Source organism: Pseudomonas sp., assembly GCF_049300855.1.
Taxonomy (GTDB): domain Bacteria; phylum Pseudomonadota; class Gammaproteobacteria; order Pseudomonadales; family Pseudomonadaceae; genus Aquipseudomonas.
In genome coordinates this window covers 54,821-77,116 of sequence record NZ_JBAQKH010000006.1, presented here as the reverse complement: position 1 = coordinate 77,116, position 22,296 = coordinate 54,821, and the positions used below count along the sequence as shown (strand labels likewise).

15 protein-coding genes are annotated in these 22,296 nt (G+C 61.3%); 7 read left to right on the top strand and 8 right to left on the bottom strand.

Annotated elements, in window-relative coordinates; all coding sequences use genetic code 11:
• Positions 1-96 precede the first annotated feature (96 nt).
• From WA225_RS01740 to pvdM, 5 genes are all read right to left on the bottom strand, one after another.
• Complete coding sequence (locus tag WA225_RS01740; protein ID WP_422606633.1) at positions 97-2,577, bottom strand: TonB-dependent siderophore receptor; 2,481 nt, start codon at positions 2,575-2,577, stop codon at positions 97-99.
• A gap of 114 nt (positions 2,578-2,691) precedes the next feature.
• Positions 2,692-4,341, bottom strand: a complete 1,650-nt coding sequence (locus tag WA225_RS01735; RefSeq protein ID WP_422606632.1) for a cyclic peptide export ABC transporter — start codon at positions 4,339-4,341, stop codon at positions 2,692-2,694.
• 109 nt (positions 4,342-4,450) lie between these two features.
• Positions 4,451-5,338, bottom strand: a complete 888-nt coding sequence (locus tag WA225_RS01730) for a formylglycine-generating enzyme family protein (RefSeq protein WP_422606631.1) — start codon at positions 5,336-5,338, stop codon at positions 4,451-4,453.
• Between the two features lie 37 nt (positions 5,339-5,375).
• On the bottom strand, positions 5,376-6,662 hold the full coding sequence (locus WA225_RS01725; RefSeq protein WP_422606630.1) for an aminotransferase class V-fold PLP-dependent enzyme: 1,287 nt from the start codon (positions 6,660-6,662) through the stop codon (positions 5,376-5,378).
• Complete coding sequence (gene pvdM, locus WA225_RS01720; RefSeq protein WP_095111778.1) at positions 6,659-8,029, bottom strand: pyoverdine-tailoring dipeptidase-like protein PvdM; 1,371 nt, start codon at positions 8,027-8,029, stop codon at positions 6,659-6,661. The genes WA225_RS01725 and pvdM overlap by 4 nt, the downstream gene beginning before the upstream one ends.
• Before the next feature lie 207 nt (positions 8,030-8,236).
• Between pvdM and WA225_RS01715 the strand changes: the two genes are divergently transcribed.
• A complete protein-coding gene (locus tag WA225_RS01715) occupies positions 8,237-9,862 on the top strand; it encodes a PvdJ/PvdD/PvdP-like protein (protein ID WP_422606629.1) in 1,626 nt (541 codons plus the stop codon).
• Between the two features lie 165 nt (positions 9,863-10,027).
• Here the strand turns inward: WA225_RS01715 and WA225_RS01710 are convergent, their stop codons facing one another.
• From WA225_RS01710 to WA225_RS01700, 3 genes are read right to left on the bottom strand one after another with little or no spacing between them, the layout of a single operon-like run.
• Positions 10,028-11,422: an efflux transporter outer membrane subunit gene (locus tag WA225_RS01710; protein ID WP_422606628.1), complete on the bottom strand. Its 1,395-nt coding sequence runs from the start codon at positions 11,420-11,422 to the stop codon at positions 10,028-10,030.
• A 7-nt stretch (positions 11,423-11,429) separates the two neighbouring features.
• Positions 11,430-13,403, bottom strand: coding sequence for a MacB family efflux pump subunit (locus WA225_RS01705; RefSeq protein ID WP_422606627.1), 1,974 nt, complete (start codon positions 13,401-13,403; stop codon positions 11,430-11,432).
• The gene (locus WA225_RS01700; RefSeq protein WP_422606626.1) at positions 13,404-14,567 is read right to left on the bottom strand and encodes an efflux RND transporter periplasmic adaptor subunit; all 1,164 of its coding nucleotides are present in this window, start codon (positions 14,565-14,567) and stop codon (positions 13,404-13,406) included.
• A 322-nt stretch (positions 14,568-14,889) separates the two neighbouring features.
• Between WA225_RS01700 and WA225_RS01695 the strand changes: the two genes are divergently transcribed.
• The 6 genes from WA225_RS01695 (at position 14,890) to WA225_RS01670 (ending at position 22,295) form a co-directional block, all read left to right on the top strand.
• The gene (locus tag WA225_RS01695) at positions 14,890-15,372 is read left to right on the top strand and encodes a sigma-70 family RNA polymerase sigma factor (protein WP_422606636.1); all 483 of its coding nucleotides are present in this window, start codon (positions 14,890-14,892) and stop codon (positions 15,370-15,372) included.
• 131 nt (positions 15,373-15,503) lie between these two features.
• Positions 15,504-16,838 (top strand): lysine N(6)-hydroxylase/L-ornithine N(5)-oxygenase family protein, encoded by a 1,335-nt coding sequence (locus tag WA225_RS01690; protein ID WP_422606625.1) that lies wholly within the window; start codon positions 15,504-15,506, stop codon positions 16,836-16,838.
• 579 nt (positions 16,839-17,417) lie between these two features.
• Entirely contained in the window at positions 17,418-20,117 is a 2,700-nt protein-coding gene (gene mgtA, locus WA225_RS01685) for a magnesium-translocating P-type ATPase (RefSeq protein ID WP_422606624.1), read from the top strand.
• Positions 20,118-20,261: 144 nt separating this feature from the next.
• A complete protein-coding gene (locus WA225_RS01680) occupies positions 20,262-20,978 on the top strand; it encodes an MgtC/SapB family protein (protein WP_007913384.1) in 717 nt (238 codons plus the stop codon).
• Positions 20,979-21,112: 134 nt separating this feature from the next.
• Positions 21,113-21,535 carry a chemotaxis protein CheY gene (locus WA225_RS01675; protein ID WP_422606623.1) on the top strand — a complete coding sequence of 141 codons (423 nt, stop codon included), beginning with the start codon at positions 21,113-21,115 and terminating at the stop codon, positions 21,533-21,535.
• 133 nt (positions 21,536-21,668) lie between these two features.
• On the top strand, positions 21,669-22,295 hold the full coding sequence (locus tag WA225_RS01670) for a response regulator (RefSeq protein WP_422606622.1): 627 nt from the start codon (positions 21,669-21,671) through the stop codon (positions 22,293-22,295).
• Position 22,296: the final 1 nt, after the last annotated feature.

Genomic DNA, 22,296 nt, shown 5'->3' with positions numbered 1-22,296 from the left:
CCCAAAACCCAAGGAGCATGGTCGGCCCCAAGGCCGCCAAGACCAACAGGCCAAAAAAAGCCCCGCCAAAGCGGGGCTCTCTCACATCACACCCAATCAGAAATCAGCCTTGACCGACATCACGAAGTTACGCGGATCACCATAGAAGTTACCGAACCCTTCGGTACCAATCGTCGAGTAGTAACGCTTGTCAAACAGGTTATTCCCGTTAAGCGCCACCGACCAGGTGTCATCGATACGGTAGCCAATGCGACCGTTCCAGACCGCATAACCGGCGCCATCAATGTTGTCACCGCCCAAAGGCGAAGTACGGTAATTGCCCGTCTGCGCGTTGACACCCGCACCGATCGTCACGCGATCGAGCGGCCCGCTCAGGCTGTAGTCACCCCACACACGCAGCAAGTGGCGCGGTACGTAGGAGTTGTAGACCACGCCATCCTGCGTGGCGTCGGCATCTTCCAGCACTTTGGTCTGGGTGTAGGTGTAACCGGCGAGCAATTGCAGGCGATCGATCACTTCACCGCTGACTTCAGCCTCGAAGCCCTGGGCGCGAACCTTGCCGGAGTTGATCGAGCAGGAACTGTCCTCGCAACGCAGGTCATCCTGGGCGGCATCTTTCTGAATGGTGCGGAACAGGTTGAAGGAGCTGTTCAGACGACCGTCGAACCACTCGCCCTTGATCCCCAGCTCGTAGCTCTGGCCAACCAATGGCTTGAGGGTGCTGCCATCGATGGTCTTGTAGGCGCCTTGCGGGGTGAAGATGTCGGTGTAGCTGGCGTAGGCGGTCAGGTTGTCGTTGAGGTCATATAGCACACCGGCGAACGGCGTGACTTGGCCGGTTTCGGTGGACTTGGTGTCGACCGGGGTGCCTTCGCCACGGAAGTACTGCACCGAATCGGTGTCGGACTTGTACCAGCTGACACGGCTGCCCAATACCAGGGTCAGCGGATCAGCCAGTTTCAGGCGGGCGATGGAGTAGGCGCCGTATTGTTTGATGTGCATGTCCACCGGGCCGCCACGGGAGGCGTTGGCCAGGTAGTAGCTTTCGTCCGGTTGCGGGATGTGGTGGTTGGGGTCGAGCACGTTCTGCCGTTGGGGCAGGGCGGCGACGGCGTAGAAGTCATCCTTGTGCGAACGGCTGGCATTGGCGCCGATGGTCAGTTCGTGTTGCTGGCCGAAGGCGTCGAATTTGCCGTCGACATAGGCATCGAAGCCGTAATCGCGCTGGTCGTAGTCGTAAATGCTGCCCAGCATCAGGGTGTTGGTGGCGGTGGCACCGACCGGGACCGCGCCGCTCGGGAAGGCGTATTCCATGTCCTGAGTGTTGCGCGAGTACACCCCGGCGACTTTCAGCGACCAGTCATCGTTGAACTGGTGTTTGAGGTCGGCGAAGTAGGTGGCGCGTTTGCTGCGCTGGTTGTTCCACGCGGTGTTCAGGCAAGTGGAGCGCTTGAGGTGCAGGTCGGAGCCGTCGGCGTAACGCGGCAGGCCGCCCCAGCATGGCGTGGCGTCGACGTCTTCCCAGGCGAAACCCAGACCCAGCGTGGTGTCGGGGCTGAGGTCGAAGTCCAGGGCGCCGTAGTAGATCTGGTCTTTGCGGCTGGCCACGTCATAGAAATATTGACGGGTCTGTTCGGTGACCACGGCGCGACCACGGATGGTGCCGGAGTCGTTCAGCGGGCCGCCGGTGTCGACCTGGCCGCGATAGTTGTCCCAGGTGCCTGCCGACAGCGACAGTTGCGTGTGCGCCGTGTCCTGGCCGCGTTTGCGCACGAAGTTGACGCCACCGGCGGTGCCGCCTGCGCCTTTCATCATGCCGGCCGCGCCACGCAGGATTTCCACGCGGTCATAGATGGCCATGTCACTGTTGAAGCTGTCGGCCTGCACGTAGCTGCTGCCGATATCCAGCGGCACGCCGTCGTACTGGTACTGACCGGACATGCGGAAACCGCGGGAGTAGAAATACTTGCCGCCCATGGGCGAGTCATACACGGTGATGCCCGGGGTCTTTTCCATCACTTGTTCGATGGTGTTGAGGTTCTGGTCATCGAGCATCTTGCGGGTCATCACCGTGACCGACTGCGGGGTTTCTTTCAGCGAGTGCTCACCCTTGCCGATGGTCACGCCGCCGGTGGTGTAGGAGTTGCTGCCCTCGGTGGTGGCGCCCAGGCGGCTGGCGTTGACGTTGGTCGGGGCCAGTTCCATCGCGCTGCCGGTGGCCGGGCCGAGGAGGGTCACGGTGTTGCCGTCACGCTGGTAGCGGATGCCGGTGCCGTTAAGCATCGCCTTGAGCGACTCATCATCCTGGTAGCGGCCGTTGAGCGCGGTCGAACGCAAACCTTGCAGGCTTTCCGGGCTGTAGATGATTTGCAGGCTGGTCTGCTGGCCAAGGGTTTGCAGGGCTTGAGCCAGTGGCTGCGACGGGATGTTCAGGGTCCATTGCTGGGCCTGGACATACGGCGCTGCCGTGAGTGTCAGTGCCAGACCAAGGCCGGTGCCGGCCAGTCGAGTGCGTGTCGCGCCGTGCATCAGCAGGGCTCGAGTCAGAGGGCGAAGCATGAAACGGGATGCGGACATGAGGTTAAGACCTTGGCAGGTATAGTTGTTAATGGTTCTTATTCATCTCATTAAGACGAGGAAGCCGCGGCAAACCGGAAAATTATTTTTCCGGTCTGGCCACGGCCTCGTCGATCAAGCGGTTTGCAGTTCGCTTCTGACCTTGCCGGCCTCCATGCGCACCAGTTGATCGGCGACGTCGAAGTAACGGTCATCGTGGGAGATGACGATGATGGTCTTGCCCAGACGTTTGAGGTCAGGCAGCAGCTCGGTGTAGAAAATTCGTCGGAAGGTCGGGTCCTGATCGGCCGCCCATTCATCGAACACCAGCACCGGACGCTCTTCCAGCCAGGCATTGACCAGGGCCAGGCGCTTGCGCTGGCCGGTGGACAAATCGGTGGTGCTGAACGCGCCGTCACGCACGCTGACCTTGTGCGCGATTTCCAGACGTTCGAGGTAGCGGGTGGCGTCCTGCGGGACTTCGCGGTCGCCCTGAATCAGATCGTCGAACAGGTAGTAGTCGGCAAAAATCGTCGTGAAATTCTGCCGGTAGTCATCGCGGTTGAGCGCGGTGATCGGCTGATCGTTGACGCGGATTTCGCCTTCGGTTGGCGCGTACAAGCCCAGCAGCAGTTTGATCAGCGTGGTTTTGCCGCAGCCGTTTTCACCGACGATGAACACGATGTCGCCCTGTTCGATGCGCAGGTTGACCGGCCCCAGGCGGAACGGTTCGCTGCCTTCCACGGGCGGGAAGGCGTAACGCACGTTGTGCAGTTCCAGGCTGTTGACGGCACCGGGTTTCTTGCCTTGGTCTTCCAGCAGCAGGTGCGGCTCGGGCGAGGAGAATTGTTCGCTCAGTTCGGCGATGCGACGGAAGGCAATCTGCGCACGGCTGATGATCGGCAACGTGCTGACCAGGTGCTCCAGCGGCCCCTTCATGTACAGCAGCACCAGGACGAAGCCGCTCATCACCGCTTTGTCGCCGCTGGGCCAGAAGGATTGCAGGGCCAGCGCCATACCGATCACGACAAAGAACAACATCGAGCCGAAGGACTTGGCGATCACAAAAGTGTTGATGGATTTGATCTGGGTGTCGCAGATCTTCTCGGCGGTTTTCTGAATTCCGGCAACAAACATGCGCTGACGACGCGGGCGATGAATGCGCAGTTCCTTGGCACCCTCGGCAATCGCGTTGTAGTGCTTTTGCAGTTCATCTTCGGAGTCGCGTGCGGCGTAGAAACCGCGCATGCCCTTGGCCCGGGCAATCGCTTGAATGGTCGTGCCGATGGCGATGGCCACCAGCATCATCAGGAACATCGGCCAGGACAGCATGGCCAGATAGCCGAGGCAGCCGAGCGTGACGGTCATGGAAATCGCCAGCGGGGCAAAGGCGAAAGCGAAGTCGCTGATGGTGTCGACGTCGTGGGTCAGCACCGGGATCAACCGATGGCTGCGATAGCGTTCGATCTGGTCGATCGGCGCCGACAGGACTTTCTCCCCCAGCTCTTTGCGCAATTTGGCAATGATGTGCTGGCCGACGTAGTTGGTGCCGATGTCGGACAGAATCGTCGTCAGCAAGGCCAATGCACACAGGCCAGCGAAAATCATCACCACGGTGCGGGTCAGGCCGTCGTCGGAGTGCAGGGCATTGTTGATGGTCGCCAGCAGCACGGTGACGCTCAGGCCGCCGATCATGCCGAGCACGATGGACACAGAGACGATCAGGCGGAAGGGCTTGAGCAAGGCGAACAATTCGTTGATCGCCCCACGCGTAGGCTTGGTCATGGAGGATTCCTGCTTCGGTGCGGAGGGAGTGCCGGTACTTAAGGAAAACGAATGGTCACGGACTTTCTTTAAACGACCGCAGGCGGGGCTGCGGTCGTGGCAGGCAGGATCAGAGGTCGCGCACTACACGAAACCCGAGCCAGTCGCCTTTGCTGGTCGGCCAACTGCTGTTGCGGTTGCCGGAACGCGAGAACACCGGCGCCTCGCCCCAGTCGTTGCCACGCATGACCTGGCGTTCGCAGTTGTCCTGGGTCCATGGGCGACCGTCGTTGGGCACGCCGGAATAATCCTTGTGATAGCAGTCGGCGGTCCATTCGTAGACGTTGCCGTGGGCGTCGTAAACGCCGAAGGCGTTGGCCGGGAAGGTGCCGGCCGGCGAGGTGAAGTTGTAACCGTCGGCGGCGCCGTAAGTGTTGGCGTGTCTGGAGATCTGGTAGTTGTTGCCTTCATCGAACGGGAAAGGGAACGGCCCGGTGCTGCCGCCGCGTGCGGCATACTCGCGGATCGATTCGCTTTGCAGGCGATACGCGTGGCCGGTCTTTTTCGACAGCCAGTCGATGTAGCCCTGCGCTTCGGCGACGTTCATGCACACGGCCGGGTCGCGGGCGCTCTGTTTGAATTCCGGTTTGCCTGCGGTGCAGCGGCGGCCCGGGCGATCATCGAAGTCGTAAGGCTTGTTGCCGGTTTCGCGCACGTACGCGTCCCACTCGCCGACCAGCACCTGGAAGCGGCTGATGGCGAACGGTTTGCTGAAGGTCACGTCGTGGCGCGGGCCTTCGTCTGGCTCGCGACCGACTTCGTCGTCCGGGGTGCCCATGGTGAAGGTGCCGGTCGGCAGCACGACCATTTCCGGGCAGTCCTTGCAGTCCTTGAACACTTTGCCCGGCGCCGGCGGTGTCGCCGCTTGAGCCGCACCGGGCAGCAGGGCGGCGCACAGCGCGGTCAGGGCCAGCACGGGCAAGGCCTTGAAGGTGAAAGAGGCGTGAGGCTTTTTCATGAGTCGTCTCTGTGAAAGGAAAACGGGAGGCGAAGGATCAGGCGCGCAGTTTTTTGCCGAGGATGGCCATGAAGCGGTCCACTTCGGCTTCGTTATTGAGCAGGCCGGGCGCCGTGCGAATCACCGGGCCGACGTCGCGGCTGACCGCATCGCAGATCACCCGGTTTTGCATCAGGTAGGCGGCCACTGCATCGCTGTCCTGACCCTTGACCCGGAAGAACGTGAAACCGGCGGAAAACTGCGGATCGAGCGGGGTCACCAGTTCGATGTTCGCGTGCTCGCGCAGGCGCTGCTTCAGGTAGCCGTTGAGTTGATGAATGCGCGCCTGAACCTCGGCCTTGCCCAGTTGCAGGTGCAACTTGAACGCTTCGTCCACCGCCCAGCGATGCTCGAAAGCGTGATAACCGCCCGGGGTCATGATCGTGGCGAAGGAGGTGGCTTCGGAGAACGTCGGCACACTCGGGCTGACGTATTTCAGCTCTTCGCTGCGGCTGCAAACGATGCCGGTGCCGCGCGGGCCGAACATCCATTTGTGGGTGCCGGCGATGAAGAAGTCGCAGTTCATCTGCGGGAAACTCAGGTCATCGACACCGAAGCCGTGCACGCCGTCGACCACGTAAATCAGCCGATCCTTATCGTCGCGTTGACGGTTGTGTTCATCGACCAGCCGCGCAATATCGCTGATCGGCAATTTCACACCGCTGCCCGAATGCACCCAAGTCATGCCCAGTACGCGGGTCTCGGGGCGGATGTTGCGGTTGATGGTGTCGAGCACCTGATCCAGGGAAATGCTTTGCGGGTTGTCGAACAGCCTGAGTTTGCGCACCCGGGTGCCATCGCGGCGGCTGCGGAAATCGAGGATGTTGCGCGTGGAATAGTGCTCGTGTTCGGTGGTGAGGATTTCCTGATCAGGGCGCACCTGCACGCTGCCATAAATCATCGCCAGCCCTTCGGTGGTGCTGCCGGTGAGTGCGATCTGGCCGGGTTTGGCCTGCAGGTATTTGCCGGCCCAGACCCGCACGTTTTCCTGCAATTGTTCGTCGCTCCCCAAATCCCAGTCCATGGCCAGCCCCGGGTTCAGGTCGAGCGCGGCGCGATGGCGTTCGATGGCCTCGCGCACGGGTTTGGGATGGGAGGTAATCAGGAAATTGGCGAGGTGGATCGCCTGCGGATCCTGATCGAACAACTGGCGCAATTGCGTCCATTTGTTCGCGGATGCCACGGGGGTGGTCGTCGCCATGGCCGGCGCTGTCAGGCTGGCGCCAAACGGCAGGGCGGCCGCGACCACGCCAGCCTGTTTCAGAAAAGTCCGGCGGTCTGTCATGGCTTGGCAGTGTCCTGGCGGGAAATAAGTGCCGGTTTTGCGGCTTTCTGCACCTGATCCCAGACGCGCATGAAGTTGCCGCCCCACAGCTTGGCGATGTCCGCTTCGGAGTAGCCGCGCTGGATCAGTTCGGCGGTGACGTTGCGGATTTCGCCAACGTTTTCCCAACCCTTGATGCCGCCGCCGTCGTTGAAGTCGGACGAAATGCCGACATGGTCGATGCCGATCTTGCGCACGGTGTAATCGATGGCGTCGCCGAGGTCCTTGAGGGTGGCTTTCGGTTCTTCTTCAAGAATGCCGTAGAGGCCGCTGGCGTACTGGCCGAGTTTCTGTTCCGACCAGGCCGTGATGATCGGGTCGCCCGGCATCAGCGCCATGGCCAGGTTTGGCAACGGCGGCAGATCGAAGCGTGCGCGCAGGGCATTGAGTTTGTCCTGCGTGCCCTGAGTCAGCGGTTTGAGGTACTGCGAGAAGCCGACCACCTGAACCACGCCGCCGCTGTTCTTGATCAGCTGCAATTCCTTGTCGCTGAGGTTGCGCGGAATATCCACCGCCGCACGCGGCGCCGAGTGCGAGGCCACCAACGGTGTGCGGCTCAGCTGTGCAACCTGTTCCAGGCCTTTGGTCGACATCTGCGAAACGTCGATGATCACGCCCAGATCGTTCAAGCGCTGCACCGCTTGCTTGCCGATATCGGAGAGGCCGTCGAGGGCGTCCGGCGAGTCATTGAAGAACGGCAGCGGGCGCGACGAGTCCGCCCAACTGTTGTTGCCGATGTAGCTGAAGCCGAACATGCGCATGCCGCGCCCGGCCCACAGGTCCAGTTTGCTCAGGTCGTTGCCCAGCGGATAGGCGTTGAGCATGCTGATGAAAATCGCAAACTTGCCTTCGCCATGCAGACGGCGGAAATCATCCGGGGTGTAGGCGATGCCGACCTGATTGGGGAAGTCGCGGACCATGCCGGTGATGATCTTGTAGCGCACTTCCTGTTGGTTGCGGGCCTCTTCGACAAAACCTTCGGTCGGGCGGTGCGGGGCGTTCGGGCCGTTCCACATTTCCGGCCAGCCGAACACGGTCAGCGCGGCGCCCGACAAGCGCCCGCGATTGGCCTTGATCAGGTCGAACTGGCCGGAGCCGTCCTTGTCGGCTTCGTTGCCGTGGGCACCGAAACTCAGCGGTACGGTGATGTGGCTGTCGAAGGAGAGAATGCGGTCCTGCAACTCGGTCGCCTGTTTCATCACTTTTACCGGGTAGCCAGGGTTGTCCCGAAACCAGTAATCCCAAGCCAGAAACCCTGCGCCGGCGCTGATCGCCAAGGCCAGCGGCAGGCCGATAAATAGAGCCTTTTTCGAACGCGGTTTTGTCATTGCCATCTCATTCAGGTTCGCCGTCGAGGTGCAGGCGCAGGGGCCTTTGCTATCTGGGAGGAACGAGTGGCCGGGCGGGTAATTTAGTCGCGCGCAGGAAAAGCGCTCAGGGCGCGTAGCGATCTTTTGCCGGGGCCGTAAATTTCCCCGGCGAGCAAACGTTCTAGCTTGGATAAAGCCTGCTTCATGGCTGACACAGGTAGGGCAATGACGATCTCTCGACGCTGGTTCATGGCGGGCATGGCACTCACGGGCGCCGCGCTGCCTGCCGCTTTTTATGCACATCGTGAGCTGACCCGCGAGGAGTTTCCGATCACCCCGGGCGAGGCCACGGTCGATCTGGCCGATACCGCCGGGCAACAGTTGGCGGACAACCTGCGCGGCGTCTGGGATATCCGTTTCAGCGGATCTGCGGCGGGGCTCGATGGCTTGCCACGCGAAGGCCTGGAGTTGTTTCTCGACATTGCCCACCGTGGTCGCGGCTTGCGCGGGTGTCTCGATACCGGCGCCAACCTGCGCTCTGCAGAACCTGCGCGTTACCAAGTGATCGGCGATCTGGCGCCGGGCAACGGCGCCGAATTGTACTGGCGTTTAATGCGCACCGACGCGCCGCACGCGCCGCCGGTCTACGAATTCAAAGTCAAACTCGACGAAGTCTGGGCCGCGTTCGGCAATGCCGGCAGCGGTACGTTCACCGGGCAAGTGCTGCGCCTGGATCGGCCGTTGGCGCTGCCCGAACTGGACAATCATTTCATCGCCATCAAGCGACGTTTTCCCGAGGCCCGCGAGCGCACCGGGTTGAACCCGATGCTGTTGGCGTGGCTGGTCGCGCCGCAGCATCGCTTGTTCCACCAACTCTGGCACGCCAGCCGCGACAAGTGGCACAAGCTCTCGGAGAAAAAACGCGACGCCCTGCGCGGTATCGGCTGGCAGCCTGGGCCGCGAGACAAAGAGCGCGATGCCCGTGGCCCCAGCAAGGATCGTAACGGCTCGGGCGTCGACTTTTTCTTCATGCACCGGCACATGCTCGGCAAGGCCCGATCGATGCAGGATCTGCCGTCATGGCAGGCCTTCCCGATGCCGCAGCCGGAGCTGGAACGCGACCGCCAGGGCTTCGCCCGTTACTTCGACAATCACGATGGCGACGCACTGCCACCCACCTGGCTGACCGAAGGTGACGACGAATACACCAAGTGGGTCAGCGACATCAAGGCAGCCGAGACCTACCACAGTAATTTCCAGGTCTGGGAATCGCAGTACCGCGACCCGCGCTACCTGGCGAAACTCAGCCTCGGTCAGTTCGGCTCGGAAGTCGAATTGGGTCTGCACGACTGGCTGCACATGCGCTGGGCGTCGGTGGCACGGGATCCGTCCAACGACATTCCGGTGCCGATGGCGCGCGATCAGGCGGACTTCGCGGCGCGCTGGTATGCGCCGGAAAACGACTTCCTCGGCGACCCGTTTTCCTCCCATGTGAACCCGGTGTTCTGGCGTTTCCACGGCTGGATCGATGACCGCATCGAAGACTGGTTCCGCGCCCACGAGCGCTTTCACCCGGGCGAAGTCAGCCGGCTGGAAGTCAACGGTGTGCCGTGGTTTGCGCCGGGGCGCTGGGTTGAGGTCGATGATCCTTGGCTGGGGCCGGACACCCATGGCTGCAGTACCGTGCCGGGATTGCAAATCGGTCGCTCGGTGGAGATGGACCCGGAAACCATGAAGCTGGCATTGCGCATCACCTTTGGCGATGAAGACAACATGGCCGACCTGTTCCGCAAAGTGCCGCAGCGACCGTGGTATGCCCGGCATCTGAAAGTGAAAGGGCGGCAACTCTAAGCGCAAAAAAAATCGCAGCCTGGTGCTGCGATTTTTTTTGCCTGTGGATATTGCTTGCCTGACCTGGCGCTTTCGCGAGCAAGCTCGCTCCCACAGGGGGGCGCCACAGATTCCTGTGGGAGCGAGCTTGCTCGCGAAGGCGTCAGCCCAGTCGATCATTCGCTGTCAGATAACCTGCCAACCCCCGCCCAGCGCCTTGTACAGGGCAATGCTGGCCTGCAAGCGCGACAGGCGCAGTTGCACATTCAGGTCCTGCGCGGCATACAGCGTGCGCTGGGTTTGCAGTACGGTGAGCAAGTCTTCGGCACCGGCCTGATAACGGCTTTGCGCAATGTCGAACGCGGTCTGCGCCTGGCTCAGTTCTTCGCTTTGCCACTGGCGTTGTTCATCGAGGCCGCGAATGCTGCTCAGGGCTTTTTCGACGTCGGCGAAGCCATTGATGATCGCCCCTCGATAGGTTTCCAGCAGTTCGTCCTGACGCGCCTTGGCCTTGTCGCGTTCGGCGCTCAGGCGGCCGTTGTTGAAGATCGGCGCGGTCAAGCCGGAGGACAGGTTGTAGAACGTGGTGCGCAGCAGGTCCGCCGCCAGATCGGCGCCGGTGCCGAGGCTGGCGGTGAGGGTGATTTTCGGCAGCATGGCGGCGCGGGCCACGCTGACGTCAGCCTGAGCGGCCGCCAGTTTGGCCTCGGCGCTGGCGATGTCCGGACGCCTGCTCAGCAGATCGCTGGGCACGCCGCTGGCGATGTTCGGCCACTGCAACTGTTCGAATGATTGTTGCGGTGCCGACACTGCCTGCACCGGTTGACCGAGCAGGGCGGCGAGGGTGATCAGGGCTTCGCGGGCCTGTTGCTGCACCAGCGGCAATTTGCGCTGCTGTTCGGCGACCAGGCTTTTTTGCTGGGCCAGTTCCAGTGCGGTGGCGCTGCCGGCGTCGAAGCGGGTTTGCACCAGGTGCAGGACGTTTTGCGCGTTGGCCAGATTGAGCTCGGCAATCCGCGCCTGTTCGCGCAACGCCAAGGCCTGGGTGTAACTGTTGGCGACGCCGCTTTGCAGGGTCAGTTCGACGGTGGCGCGGTCGAATTCGCTGGCCTGTACGCCGAACACGGCGCTGTCGCGGGCCGCGCGTTTGCCGCCCCAGAAGTCGATTTCGTAACTGGCGCTCAGCTCGGCGTCGTAATAATCCAGCGAGCGATTATCCGGGCTGACGTCGAGTTGGCTGTAGCCTTTGCCGTGCAACAGTTTCTGCCGGTTGGCATTGAGACCGGCCTTGATTTCCGGCAGCAGCGGGGCGCCGGCAATCGTCGCGCTGGCCTGGGCCTGCCTGACCCGCGCAACAGCAGCGCCGAGGTCATGGCTACCCAGTCGCGCCTGTTCGACCAGTCGATCAAGCTCGGGGCTGCCGAACTGCGTCCACCATTGGCGGTTGCTCTGCACGGCGCCGGGCAGGTCAGGCGATTGCCACGCGGCCGGTGGCTGCAAGCCGCTGTCGGGGCGCGGCGCAGGGCTGTTGCAGGCCGCCAGCAACAGGCTGGCGGCAAGGATGGTCAGTGGCGCTTTCATAGATCGATCATTCACTGGTAAGGGCCGTGACCGGGTCGAGCCGGGCAGCCTTGCGGGCAGGCATGAAGCCGAAGAGGACGCCGGTGACCAGCGCGCAGGCGAACGCACCGATCACGGCCAGCCATTGAAATGCGATGGCCACGCCGCTGAGCAACAGCACGCCGCCGACCAGCATCGCCAGACTGATGCCGGCAATGCCGCCGACCACCGAGAGCATCACCGCTTCGGTGAGAAACTGGCGCAGGATGTCGCGCTGGCGCGCCCCGGTGGCCATGCGGATACCGATTTCCCGGGTGCGTTCGCGTACGGTCATGAGCATGATGTTCATCACGCCGATGCCACCCACCAGCAAGGAGATCGCGGCAATCGCGCCGAGCATCAGCGACAGCGTGCCTTGCGTGCGTGCTTCGGCCTGAATCATCGCGGCGTTGTTGGTCAGTTCGAAATCCTTTTTGCCGTTGTGCCGACGCAGCATCGCCTGTTCGATCGCCTGCTCGGCGTCTTTGACTTTGCGTGCGTCCTTGGCGGCGATCACCACGTATTCCGGATTACGGCTGCCGAACAGGCGCGTGCTGGCTGCCGAGTAGGGCACGGCGATGCGGTTGTCGCTGTCGGAATCACCCGAGCTTGAGCCCTTTTCCGCGAGAACGCCGAGCACTTGAAACGGCACGTTTTCGATCAGGATGTATTGGCCGATCGGGTCGGCGACATCCTTGAGCAGCTTGTCGCGCACCTTGGTGCCGATCACGGCCACGGCGGCGGCGCTGTCTTCATCGGCCTGGGTGAAGTAACTGCCCTGGACCACCGGCCAATTGAAAATACTCGGGAAATTGGTGTCGTTGCCACCGACGTAACTGCTGTGGTCGGCATTGCCGAAACGCACGCCGGCGGTCGAGCCGTTGACCGGCATGATGCGCTCCACCTGGGGCAGGGCTGCCAGTTCGGCGACGTCGTCGAGGGTGATGATGCCCGGTGGTGTGCGCGGGTTGGGTGCGGCGCCGCTGAGGTAAATGATGTTGGAGCCGAAGGCGCCCATTTGCGCCATCACCTGGCGTTTGCTGCCTTCGCCCACCGCCAGCATCACCACCACCGAGGCCACCCCAATGACGATCCCGAGCAGTGTCAGCGCGGTGCGAAAGCGATTGATCCACATGACCCGCCACGCCGCTTGCACGGCGTCGACCAGCTCACCTTTCCACGCGCCGGTCTGCGTGCTGCCGGTACTCAGGCGCTGGCGCAGGTCCACCGCTTGCAGGGCGCCGGGGTTGGCGCTGCGCGGTGGGGCTGACGGCTGTTCGGCGGTGTCGCTGATAATCAGCCCGTCACGAATTTCAATGATGCGCTTGGCTCGTTGTGCGACTTCGCGGTCGTGGGTGATGAGAATCACCACATGACCCTGACTGGCGAGCTCATCGAGCAGGGTCATGACCTCGGCGCCGCTGTGGCTGTCGAGGGCGCCGGTGGGTTCGTCGGCGAGGATGATGTGGCCGCCGTTCATCAGCGCCCGGGCAATCGACACCCGTTGCTGCTGACCACCGGAAAGCTGATGCGGGCGGTTGCCGGTGCGGCTGCCGAGGCCGAGCCGCTCCAGCAAGGCGCTGGCGCGGGCGTGACGTTCGGCGGCCGGGGTGCCGGCATAGATGGCCGGCATCTCGACGTTTTCCTGGGCGGAACCGGACGGAATCAGGTGATAACCCTGGAACACAAACCCGAACGCTTCGCGGCGCAGCCAGGCCAGTTCATCGCTGTCGAGCTGGGCGACGTCTTCACCGGCAAATCGGTATTCGCCGCTGGTAGGGCGGTCGAGGCAGCCGAGGATATTCATCAATGTCGATTTGCCGGAGCCGGACGCGCCGACGATGGCGACGAATTCGCCGGCATGAATCGACAGATCGATACCGCGCAACACTTCCACCAGCGGGCTGTCATTGCCGCCGTAGGCTTTGCGAATCTGCCGCAGGTCAATCAGTGGGGTTTGCATTCAGCCTCCGCTGCCGGTGGCCGGCGCGCTGAGGATGTGATCGCCTTCGACCAGGCCTTCAAGCACTTGTGTGCGCAAGCGGTCACTGATACCGATGCGCACTTCACGCGCCTGGATTTCACCATTGGCGGCGACGATCTGCGCCCGTTGCCATTGTGGGCGTGAGCCCGGTTGCAGGGCGGCGCTGGGCACGGTGAGGGTGTCTTGCGCCTGTTGCGCCACAAAGAACACCTGTGCCGTCATGTCGGTCATCAGGCTGTTGTCGGCGTTGTCGACGTCGAGCAGCACGGTGTAGAGCACCACGCGTTCACTGCCGCTGCGACCGCTGGTGGGGCTGCCACCCTGACTCTGTTCGAGCGGGCGCGGCGGCACTGGCAGAATCTGTCGTACGGTGCTGCTCCAGCGTCGGCTGCCGCCGCTGAGGGTGGTGAAGTAGGCAGTCATGCCGGGTTTGACGTGGCCGATGTCCGCTTCCGAAACCTCGGCCCATACGGTCATCGGCGAGAGCCGGGCGATGCGCAGGATCAGCGGGGTTTGCTGTTGCGCATTGAGCGTCTGGCCTTCGCGGGCGCCGACGGCGACGACGGTGCCGCTCATCGGTGCATAAATGCGCGTGTAGCCGAGCTCCGCTTCGTCACTGCGCAGGCTGGCCTGAGCCTGACGGATCTGCGCCTGGAACATGTCGATGCGGGCCTGGGTCGCGCGGACTTCGGCGCGGGCCGTCTGCACGTCTTCCTCACGGGTGGCGCCACCGGCGGCGAGCTTCTGCTGGCGCTGGTATTTCTGTTGCGCGAGGTCGTGCTGGGCGCGTTGTTCCTGCAACTGCGCCTTGAGGTTTTCGATGGAAAACCGCCCGGCATCCAGTTTGGCCTTTTGCGTGGACGGATCGATCTCTACCAGTAACTGGCCTTCCTTGACCGTATCGCCAGCCTCGACATGAATCTTCTGGATCTGCCCGGACGCCTGCGCACCGACATCCACGTAACGACGTGGCTGCAACGTGCCCAGTGCGGTCACGCTGTTTTCGATACTGCTGCGCGTCACCTGCACCGTGGCGAGGGCGTCGCGCCCGGGCGGCAGCACTTGCCACGCGGCAACGGCGATCACGGGAATCAGACAAAGGGCGGCGAACAGGGCGCGTCGAGCGGGGCGGGGACGTTTCATGCAGGGTTCCGGCCAGTGGAATCGGCCCGTCATTCGGCTATTGCACAGGCGTGCAGGGGCGCTGAACGCTGTCGCATGGCACGACAGATACGGGGAGCTGTCCTGTAAACGATGAATGCACAAGGGAATTTAAGCGCCGTACACATCAAGTAACAGGTAGCCAGACGCGACTATTTGGGGCGGATGTGGAAACAGCTCTTTAAATCTATATGAGAATTACTATAAATTACGCACCTCAAGTTGCCACTATCTTGCTACTGCGTATTCCGTGGCCGGATCAGTGTGCTCAAGGACAGGAACTGCATCGATGCGGTCGGGAGTCATGTTGGAAAACTACTATCGCGAGCTGGTGTGTTTCCTTAACGCCAAGCTGGGCAACCGTCAGGTGGCCGAAGATGTGGTGCATGACGCTTATGTGCGGGTACTGGAGCGCTCCAGCGACACGCCGATCGAACAACCGCGCGCCTTCCTTTATCGCACGGCATTGAATCTGGTCATCGACGATCATCGACGCAACGCCCTGCGCCAGGTCGAATCGCTTGATGTGCTGGACAGCGAAGAACGCTATTTCACCCCGTCGCCCCATGGCACCCTCGACCATGGTCAACGTCTGGAGATGCTTCAGCGCGCGCTGGCCGAGTTGCCGCCGCGCTGCCGGGAAAGTTTTCTGCTGCGCAAGATCGAAGGTCTGTCCCATTCGGAAATTGCCGAGCACCTGGGGATTTCCAAGGCGTTGGTGGAAAAGCACATCGTCAACGCCATGAAACATTGCCGCTTGCGCATCAAACAATGGGATGCCCATTGATCCTTGCTCATTAAATTTCCTTGCATCGTCCTCGTTCCTACTCAACAGACGACCTGCTGACCTGATTCAGGCCGGTCAGGCCACCCAGGCTTTATCCCCGCGTTGAGGGGTTCATCCAGAGGACACTGGAAATGACACAGGCAATTGCATCGCCCATCGTTCACGACCTGATCGGCGTCGGTTTCGGCCCTTCGAACCTGGCGCTGGCCATCGCTCTGCAAGAGCGCGGCCCGACTCAGGGCGAGCTGGATGTGCTGTTCCTCGACAAACAGGCCAACTACAGCTGGCACGGCAACACCCTGTCGACGCAGAGCGAGTTGCAGATTTCCTTCCTCAAGGATCTGGTGACCCTGCGCAATCCGACCAGCCCGTACTCGTTCGTCAATTACCTCAAGTATCACGGTCGTCTGGTCGACTTCATCAACCTCGGCACCTTCTATCCGTGCCGCATGGAGTACAACGACTACCTGCGCTGGGTCGCCGGGCAGTTCACCGAGCAGAGCCGTTACGGCGAAGAAGTGCTGACCATCGAGCCAGTGCTGCACAACCATCAGGTTGAAGCGCTGCGCGTGATTTCCCGTGGCAGCGATGGCCAGCAGCATGTGCGGACCACCCGTTCGGTGGTGGTCAGCGCCGGTGGCACGCCGCGTATTCCCGAGGCGTTCAAGGCGCTGAAGGGCGACACCCGGGTGTTCCACCATTCGCAATACTTGTCGCAAATGGCCAAGCAGCCGTGCGTGAACAATCAGCCGATGAGCATTGCGATCATCGGTGGCGGGCAGAGCGCGGCGGAAGCCTTCATCGACCTGAACGATTCATTCCCGTCGGTACAGGTCGACATGATCCTGCGCGGATCGGCCTTGAAGCCTGCCGACGACAGCCCGTTCGTCAACGAAGTGTTTTCGCCGGAGTTCACCGACCTGGTGTTCCAGCAGAACAGCGCCGAGCGTGAGCGTCTGGTCAACGAGTACCACAACACTAACTACTCGGTGGTCGACATTGACCTGATCGAGCGCATCTACGGCATCTTCTATCGTCAGAAAGTCTCGGGTGTTGCCCGTCACGCGTTCCGTACCCTGACTACCGTCGAGAAAGCCACCGCCACCGAGAACGGTATCGAGCTGGCTGTGCGCAACAACGCCACTGGCGAAGTCACTGTGCGCAATTACGACGCGGTTGTTCTGGCCACCGGCTACGAACGGCAGATGCACCGCAAACTGCTGGCACCGCTGGAAGAATACCTGGGTGATTTCGAGGTTGATCGCAACTACAAGCTGATCACCGACGAGCGCTGCAAGGCCGGCATCTACATGCAGGGCTTCTGCCAGGCCAGCCATGGTCTGAGCGACACGCTGCTGTCGGTGCTGCCGATTCGTGCGGACGAAATTGCCGGTTCGTTGTATGAACACGGCAAGAACCGTGGGCATCGGTCGATGGCGGATTTGCTGTTGGCGACTGCCAGCTGAATCCACTTTGCCTGAACCAGATCGTTCCCACGCTCTGCGTGGGAATGCCTCAACGGACGCTCCGCGTTCGGCTTCTGGAAGGGACGCGGAGCGTCCCAGGCTGCATTCCCACGCAGAGCGTGGGAACGATCATCCTGAACCCTTCCTGAACATCCGCTACATTCCCCGACACACTTCCCTTTGCGGGTTTACTCTCCAATCATCGGGGCGTAAGCTTCGCGCGTTTTCATCAATAGCGGAGACCCACAGTGGGTACTTGTTCGAGTGACAGTTGTCGGCCGGTCTCGGTAACCGGCAGATTCTCGGCAAGATAACGCGCAGCCTTTCTCTGCCGTTGTCTCGCCGTAACAGCGAGCAGCGGCATCCCGTGCATGACCCGTCCTGGGCCATGTCTGGACGTTCCTTCTCATCGACGCTGAGCAGAGCGTGATTGCGACTTTATTGTCGTCATCGCAGCCCTATCGACACGCCTGTCTTTTCTGACTGGCGCGCCAGGCCTTGCCGTGCCGGTTTTTCCGGCGGACGAGGCGCGGCCGTACCTGCTTGACGGTTTCCCGGCTGACCATAGGGGCAACAGCCATGAAACTTACGCTCAAGGAATTTTTCGCAGGTTTTCTGCGGACCCGCCACATCGCCCGGCACTTCCGTCGTCTGGCGCTGCTGGAATCGATCAACGACACCACGGTCAGCCGTGAAGTCCCGCCGACTTTGGCCAACACTCTGGTCGATGCTGCGCATTGCGACAGCGGCGTATTGCTGTCTTCACTCGGCACGCATTCCGATGGCCTGACCGATGTCGAAGTCGATGCGCTGCGTGCGCAATACGGCCTCAACGAAGTCGAACACGAGCAGCCGCTGCCATGGTGGATTCACCTGTGGCACTGCTACAAAAACCCGTTCAACCTGCTGCTGACCCTGTTGGCGGTGATCTCGTGGCTGACCGAAGATCTCAAGGCCGCCGTGGTGATTTTCTCCATGGTGGTGCTGTCGACGCTGCTGCGCTTCTGGCAGGAAAGCAAATCCAATCAGGCCGCCGATGCACTGAAAGCCATGGTCAGCAACACCGCCACGGTGATGCGCCGTGACGCGCCACGCAGCGAATTGCCGATCAAGCAACTGGTGCCGGGCGATCTGATCGTGCTCTCGGCCGGTGACATGATTCCTGCTGATTGCCGGGTACTCAGCGCCAAGGATCTGTTCGTCAGCCAAGCGGCGATGACCGGTGAATCGATGCCGGTCGAGAAGTTTCCACGTCAGGCTGATCGCGATACGCGCAATCCGCTGGAACTGGACAACATTCTGTTCATGGGCACCAACGTGGTGTCGGGTACGGCGGTGGCGGTGATTCTCACCACCGGCAACAGCACCTATTTCGGTGCGCTAGCGCAACGGGTTGGCGCGACTGATCGCGCAGTGACTTCGTTTCAGCAAGGCGTCAACAAAGTCAGCTGGCTGTTGATCCGTTTCATGTTCGTCATGGCGCCGCTGGTGCTGTTCATCAACGGCTTCACCAAGGGTGACTGGACCGAAGCACTGCTGTTCGCGCTGTCGATTGCCGTCGGCCTGACCCCGGAAATGCTGCCGATGATCGTCACCTCGACGCTGGCCAAAGGTGCGGTGTTTCTGTCACGCAAAAAAGTCATCGTCAAACGCCTCGACGCGATCCAGAACTTCGGCGCCATGGACGTACTGTGCACCGACAAGACCGGCACGCTGACTCAGGACAAGATCTTCCTCGCGCGCAATGTCGACGTCTGGGGCCAGGACTCCGATGACGTGCTGGAAATGGCTTACCTCAACAGCTACTACCAGACCGGCCTGAAAAACCTGCTGGATGTCGCGGTGCTGGAACACGTGGAAGTCCACCGCGAACTGAAAGTCGGCACGGCGTTTCGCAAGGTCGATGAGATCCCGTTCGACTTCAATCGTCGGCGCATGTCGGTGGTGGTCGAGGGGCGTGGCCAGCCACATCAACTGATCTGCAAAGGCGCCGTGGAAGAAGTCCTGGCGGTGTGCAGCCGCGTGCGTCACGGCGAGGTCGATGAAGCCTTGAGCGATGAATTGCTGACCCGGATTCGTCAGGTCACCGCAGCATTCAACGCTGAAGGCTTGCGCGTAGTGGCGGTGGCCGCACGCTCGATGCCCGAAGGTCGCGAAGTTTATAGCCTGGCCGATGAGCAGGAACTGACGCTGATTGGTTATGTGGCGTTCCTCGATCCACCGAAGGAAAGCACCGCGCCAGCGCTCAAGGCCTTGGCCGAACACGGTGTGGCCGTAAAAGTGCTGACCGGCGACAACGAGCTGGTGACGGCGAAAATCTGCCGCGAAGTCGGCCTTGCGCAACAAGGCCTGCTGCTGGGCAATGACGTCGAGCGCATGAGTGACGCCGAACTAGCAGTGGCGGTAGAAAAAACCAACGTCTTCGCCAAACTGACGCCGTCGCACAAGGAGCGCATCGTGCGCATCCTCAAGGGCAACGGGCATGTGGTCGGGTTCATGGGCGACGGCATCAACGATGCACCCGCGCTGCGCACCGCCGACATCGGTATTTCCGTGGACAGCGCGGTGGACATCGCCAAGGAAGCGGCGGACATCATCCTGCTGGAAAAGAGCCTGATGGTGCTGGAGGAGGGCGTGCTCGAAGGGCGTCGCACCTTCGCCAACATGCTCAAGTACATCAAGATGACTGCCAGCTCCAACTTCGGCAACGTCTTTTCGGTGCTGGTCGCCAGTGCGTTCATTCCGTTCCTGCCGATGCTGCCGATGCATCTGCTGGTGCAGAACCTGCTCTACGACATTTCGCAGATTGCCATTCCGTTCGATAACGTCGACGAGGACATGCTGAAAAAACCACAACGCTGGCAGCCGGGTGACGTCGGGCGCTTCATGCTGTTCTTCGGCCCGATCAGTTCGATCTTTGACATCACCACGTTCGCCTTGATGTGGTACGTATTCGATGCCAACACCCCGGATCACCAGACGCTGTTCCAGTCCGGCTGGTTCGTGGTCGGGTTGCTGACCCAGACGCTGATCGTGCACATGATCCGCACGCCGAAGATTCCGTTCCTGCAAAGCCGTGCAGCCATGCCGTTGCTGGTGATGACCGGAATCATCATGGCGGTCGGCATCTTCCTGCCGATGGGGCCGCTGGCGCACTACTTCAAATTGCAGGCGCTGCCGTCGCTTTACTTCGTGTTCCTGCCGGTGATTCTGCTGGCGTACATGGCGCTGACCCAGGCCGTGAAAGGGTTCTACATCCGCCGGTTTGGCTGGCAATAACAGCAACACAACACTGATCCTCACTGTGGGAGCGAGCTTGCTCGCGAAGGCGTCGTGTCAGTTTCAGGAATGTTGGCTGACACACCGCTTTCGCGAGCAAGCTCGCTCCCACAGGGGGATTTGTGTGTATTCAGGGAGATGACGATGCAAGCCATCAACAACCTCAACCTCGATTCGCTGCTCGACACCCTGGTCAGCCTCAGTGCCGCCTTCATCCTCGGTGGCCTGATCGGCTTCGAGCGCCAGTACCGGCAACGCACCGCTGGCCTGCGCACCAACGTGCTGGTCGCGGTCGGTGCGGCGATTTTCGTCGACATGGCCAACCGCCTCGCCGGTGCCGAAGGCGCGGTGCGCGTGGTCGCTTACGTGGTCTCCGGCATCGGTTTTCTCGGCGCCGGGGTGATCATGCGCGAAGAGGGCAACGTGCGCGGTCTCAATACCGCCGCGACCCTGTGGACCTCCGCCGCAGTCGGCGCTTGCGCGGGTGCTGATTTGCTCGCCGAAGCCGTACTCGGCACGCTGTTCATTCTGGCCGCCAATACCTTGCTGCGGCCGATCGTCAATAACATCAACCGTCAGCCACTGGACGTGGTCTCGGCGGAAGTCACCAACATCGTCTACGTCATCGCCCGACGCTCCCAGCAAACCGCCGTGTTCGCCTTGCTTGAGGCCGAGCTTGAGCGCAGCAACTACCCGGCCAGTGATGTTGATGTGCATGCGTTTGGCGCCGATGAAATCGAGATTGAAGCGACGCTGGCGACAACGTCGGTTGATGGCGATGAACTCGACGCACTGGTGGCGCGGATTTCCACATCGGCGCTGGTGGTGCAGGCGTTCTGGAGCCCGAGCACCACTGAGTGATAGGTCCAGGCTGCGCTGCAGTTCTCGATCACTCAGCGATGAATGAACGTTTTTTTAGGAAAAGTCCTACAGAACCCTTCGCAGGGCTTGCGTAGTCTTGCCGCACTCAGACACCTGACAGCGGTAGATTGCCCATGACCAACAAATCCCTGCGTATCCTGATCGCCGACCCGCAGCATTTTCACCGGATGAAAATCGAGCGTCTGTTCAACAGTCTTGATTACTACCGCGTTGCGCCGGTGCAGAACCTTGCGGAGTTGTTGACCCTGGTGGAATACGGTTGCGAGCCGTTCGATGTGGTGGTCATCAACGCTGAACTGTCCGCCGGCACGCTGGATCTGGCGGATTTCTTTCTCGACAACCCACAGGTTCGTCAGGCCTTGATCTACAACGAGCCCTCGGCACCTGTGCACGCCGTTTCGGGTTTCGCCGGCGAACATGTGCACATCCATCACGCCGCCTTACCTGGCGCTCAGTTGATCAGGCACTTGATGGCGCAGGCCGAGGGCTGCACAGGGTTGCGGAATCTGCGCCCGGAACGTCGGGCCAATGCATAGAAACGCGCTTGCCGCAACTGTCAGGTCTGACAGGTGATTCACCTTCCGTTCCGTGCGACATTCTCTGCGCAGCCATTGCGTCAGGATCAGCCCATACCGGTGGCGCGTCATGTCTTTTGTACAGGGAGTGGTCATGAAGTCAGCGCTGATCGTCGATGATCATCCAGTGGTGCGCGCCGCCATCCGCATCGTGCTGCAAGCCGAAGGTTTCAAGGACATCCACGAGGCGTCCAATGGCAGCGAGGTCATGTCGCTGATTCGCGAGAAAAATCCACGCCTGGTGATTCTCGATCTGTGTTTGCCGGCAGTCGGCGGGCTGGATGTGCTGGCACGAATCAAGTCTCACGATCCTGGTTGTCGGGTCCTGGTCTTCAGTTCGCACGACCCGCTGTTCTATCAGGAGCGTTGCCTGCGCGCGGGGGCCATGGCTTACGTGACCAAAACCAATCAGCTGCAACAACTGCACAAAGCAATTCAGGCGGTGATGGTCGGCTACACCTATTTTTCCGCGCTGCCGGAGCATGTCAGTGTAATGACCACCGTGCAGACCACGGAAAAACAGATGATCGATCAGCTCTCCGATCGCGAACTGAGTATTTTCGAGCAGTTGGGGCAGGGCAAGGCCAACAAGGCGATTGCCGAGGACATGCACCTGAGCCACAAAACCATCAGCACTTACAAAACCCGGCTGATGAAAAAGCTCGGCGTGGGCTCTGCGGTGCACTTGCGCGATTTCGCCAAGCGCAATCACTTGATCTGAA

What these genes read in the sequence shown, in the direction of transcription:
- WA225_RS01740 (WP_422606633.1), bottom strand. Translation starts at nt 2,577, where the DNA reads ATGTCCGCATCCCGTTTCATGCTTCGCCCTCTGACTCGAGCCCTGCTG.
- WA225_RS01735 (WP_422606632.1), bottom strand. Translation starts at nt 4,341, where the DNA reads ATGACCAAGCCTACGCGTGGGGCGATCAACGAATTGTTCGCCTTGCTC.
- WA225_RS01730 (WP_422606631.1), bottom strand. Translation starts at nt 5,338, where the DNA reads ATGAAAAAGCCTCACGCCTCTTTCACCTTCAAGGCCTTGCCCGTGCTG.
- WA225_RS01725 (WP_422606630.1), bottom strand. Translation starts at nt 6,662, where the DNA reads ATGACAGACCGCCGGACTTTTCTGAAACAGGCTGGCGTGGTCGCGGCC.
- pvdM (WP_095111778.1), bottom strand. Translation starts at nt 8,029, where the DNA reads ATGACAAAACCGCGTTCGAAAAAGGCTCTATTTATCGGCCTGCCGCTG.
- WA225_RS01715 (WP_422606629.1), top strand. Translation starts at nt 8,237, where the DNA reads ATGACGATCTCTCGACGCTGGTTCATGGCGGGCATGGCACTCACGGGC.
- WA225_RS01710 (WP_422606628.1), bottom strand. Translation starts at nt 11,422, where the DNA reads ATGAAAGCGCCACTGACCATCCTTGCCGCCAGCCTGTTGCTGGCGGCC.
- WA225_RS01705 (WP_422606627.1), bottom strand. Translation starts at nt 13,403, where the DNA reads ATGCAAACCCCACTGATTGACCTGCGGCAGATTCGCAAAGCCTACGGC.
- WA225_RS01700 (WP_422606626.1), bottom strand. Translation starts at nt 14,567, where the DNA reads ATGAAACGTCCCCGCCCCGCTCGACGCGCCCTGTTCGCCGCCCTTTGT.
- WA225_RS01695 (WP_422606636.1), top strand. Translation starts at nt 14,890, where the DNA reads ATGTTGGAAAACTACTATCGCGAGCTGGTGTGTTTCCTTAACGCCAAG.
- WA225_RS01690 (WP_422606625.1), top strand. Translation starts at nt 15,504, where the DNA reads ATGACACAGGCAATTGCATCGCCCATCGTTCACGACCTGATCGGCGTC.
- mgtA (WP_422606624.1), top strand. Translation starts at nt 17,418, where the DNA reads ATGAAACTTACGCTCAAGGAATTTTTCGCAGGTTTTCTGCGGACCCGC.
- WA225_RS01680 (WP_007913384.1), top strand. Translation starts at nt 20,262, where the DNA reads ATGCAAGCCATCAACAACCTCAACCTCGATTCGCTGCTCGACACCCTG.
- WA225_RS01675 (WP_422606623.1), top strand. Translation starts at nt 21,113, where the DNA reads ATGACCAACAAATCCCTGCGTATCCTGATCGCCGACCCGCAGCATTTT.
- WA225_RS01670 (WP_422606622.1), top strand. Translation starts at nt 21,669, where the DNA reads ATGAAGTCAGCGCTGATCGTCGATGATCATCCAGTGGTGCGCGCCGCC.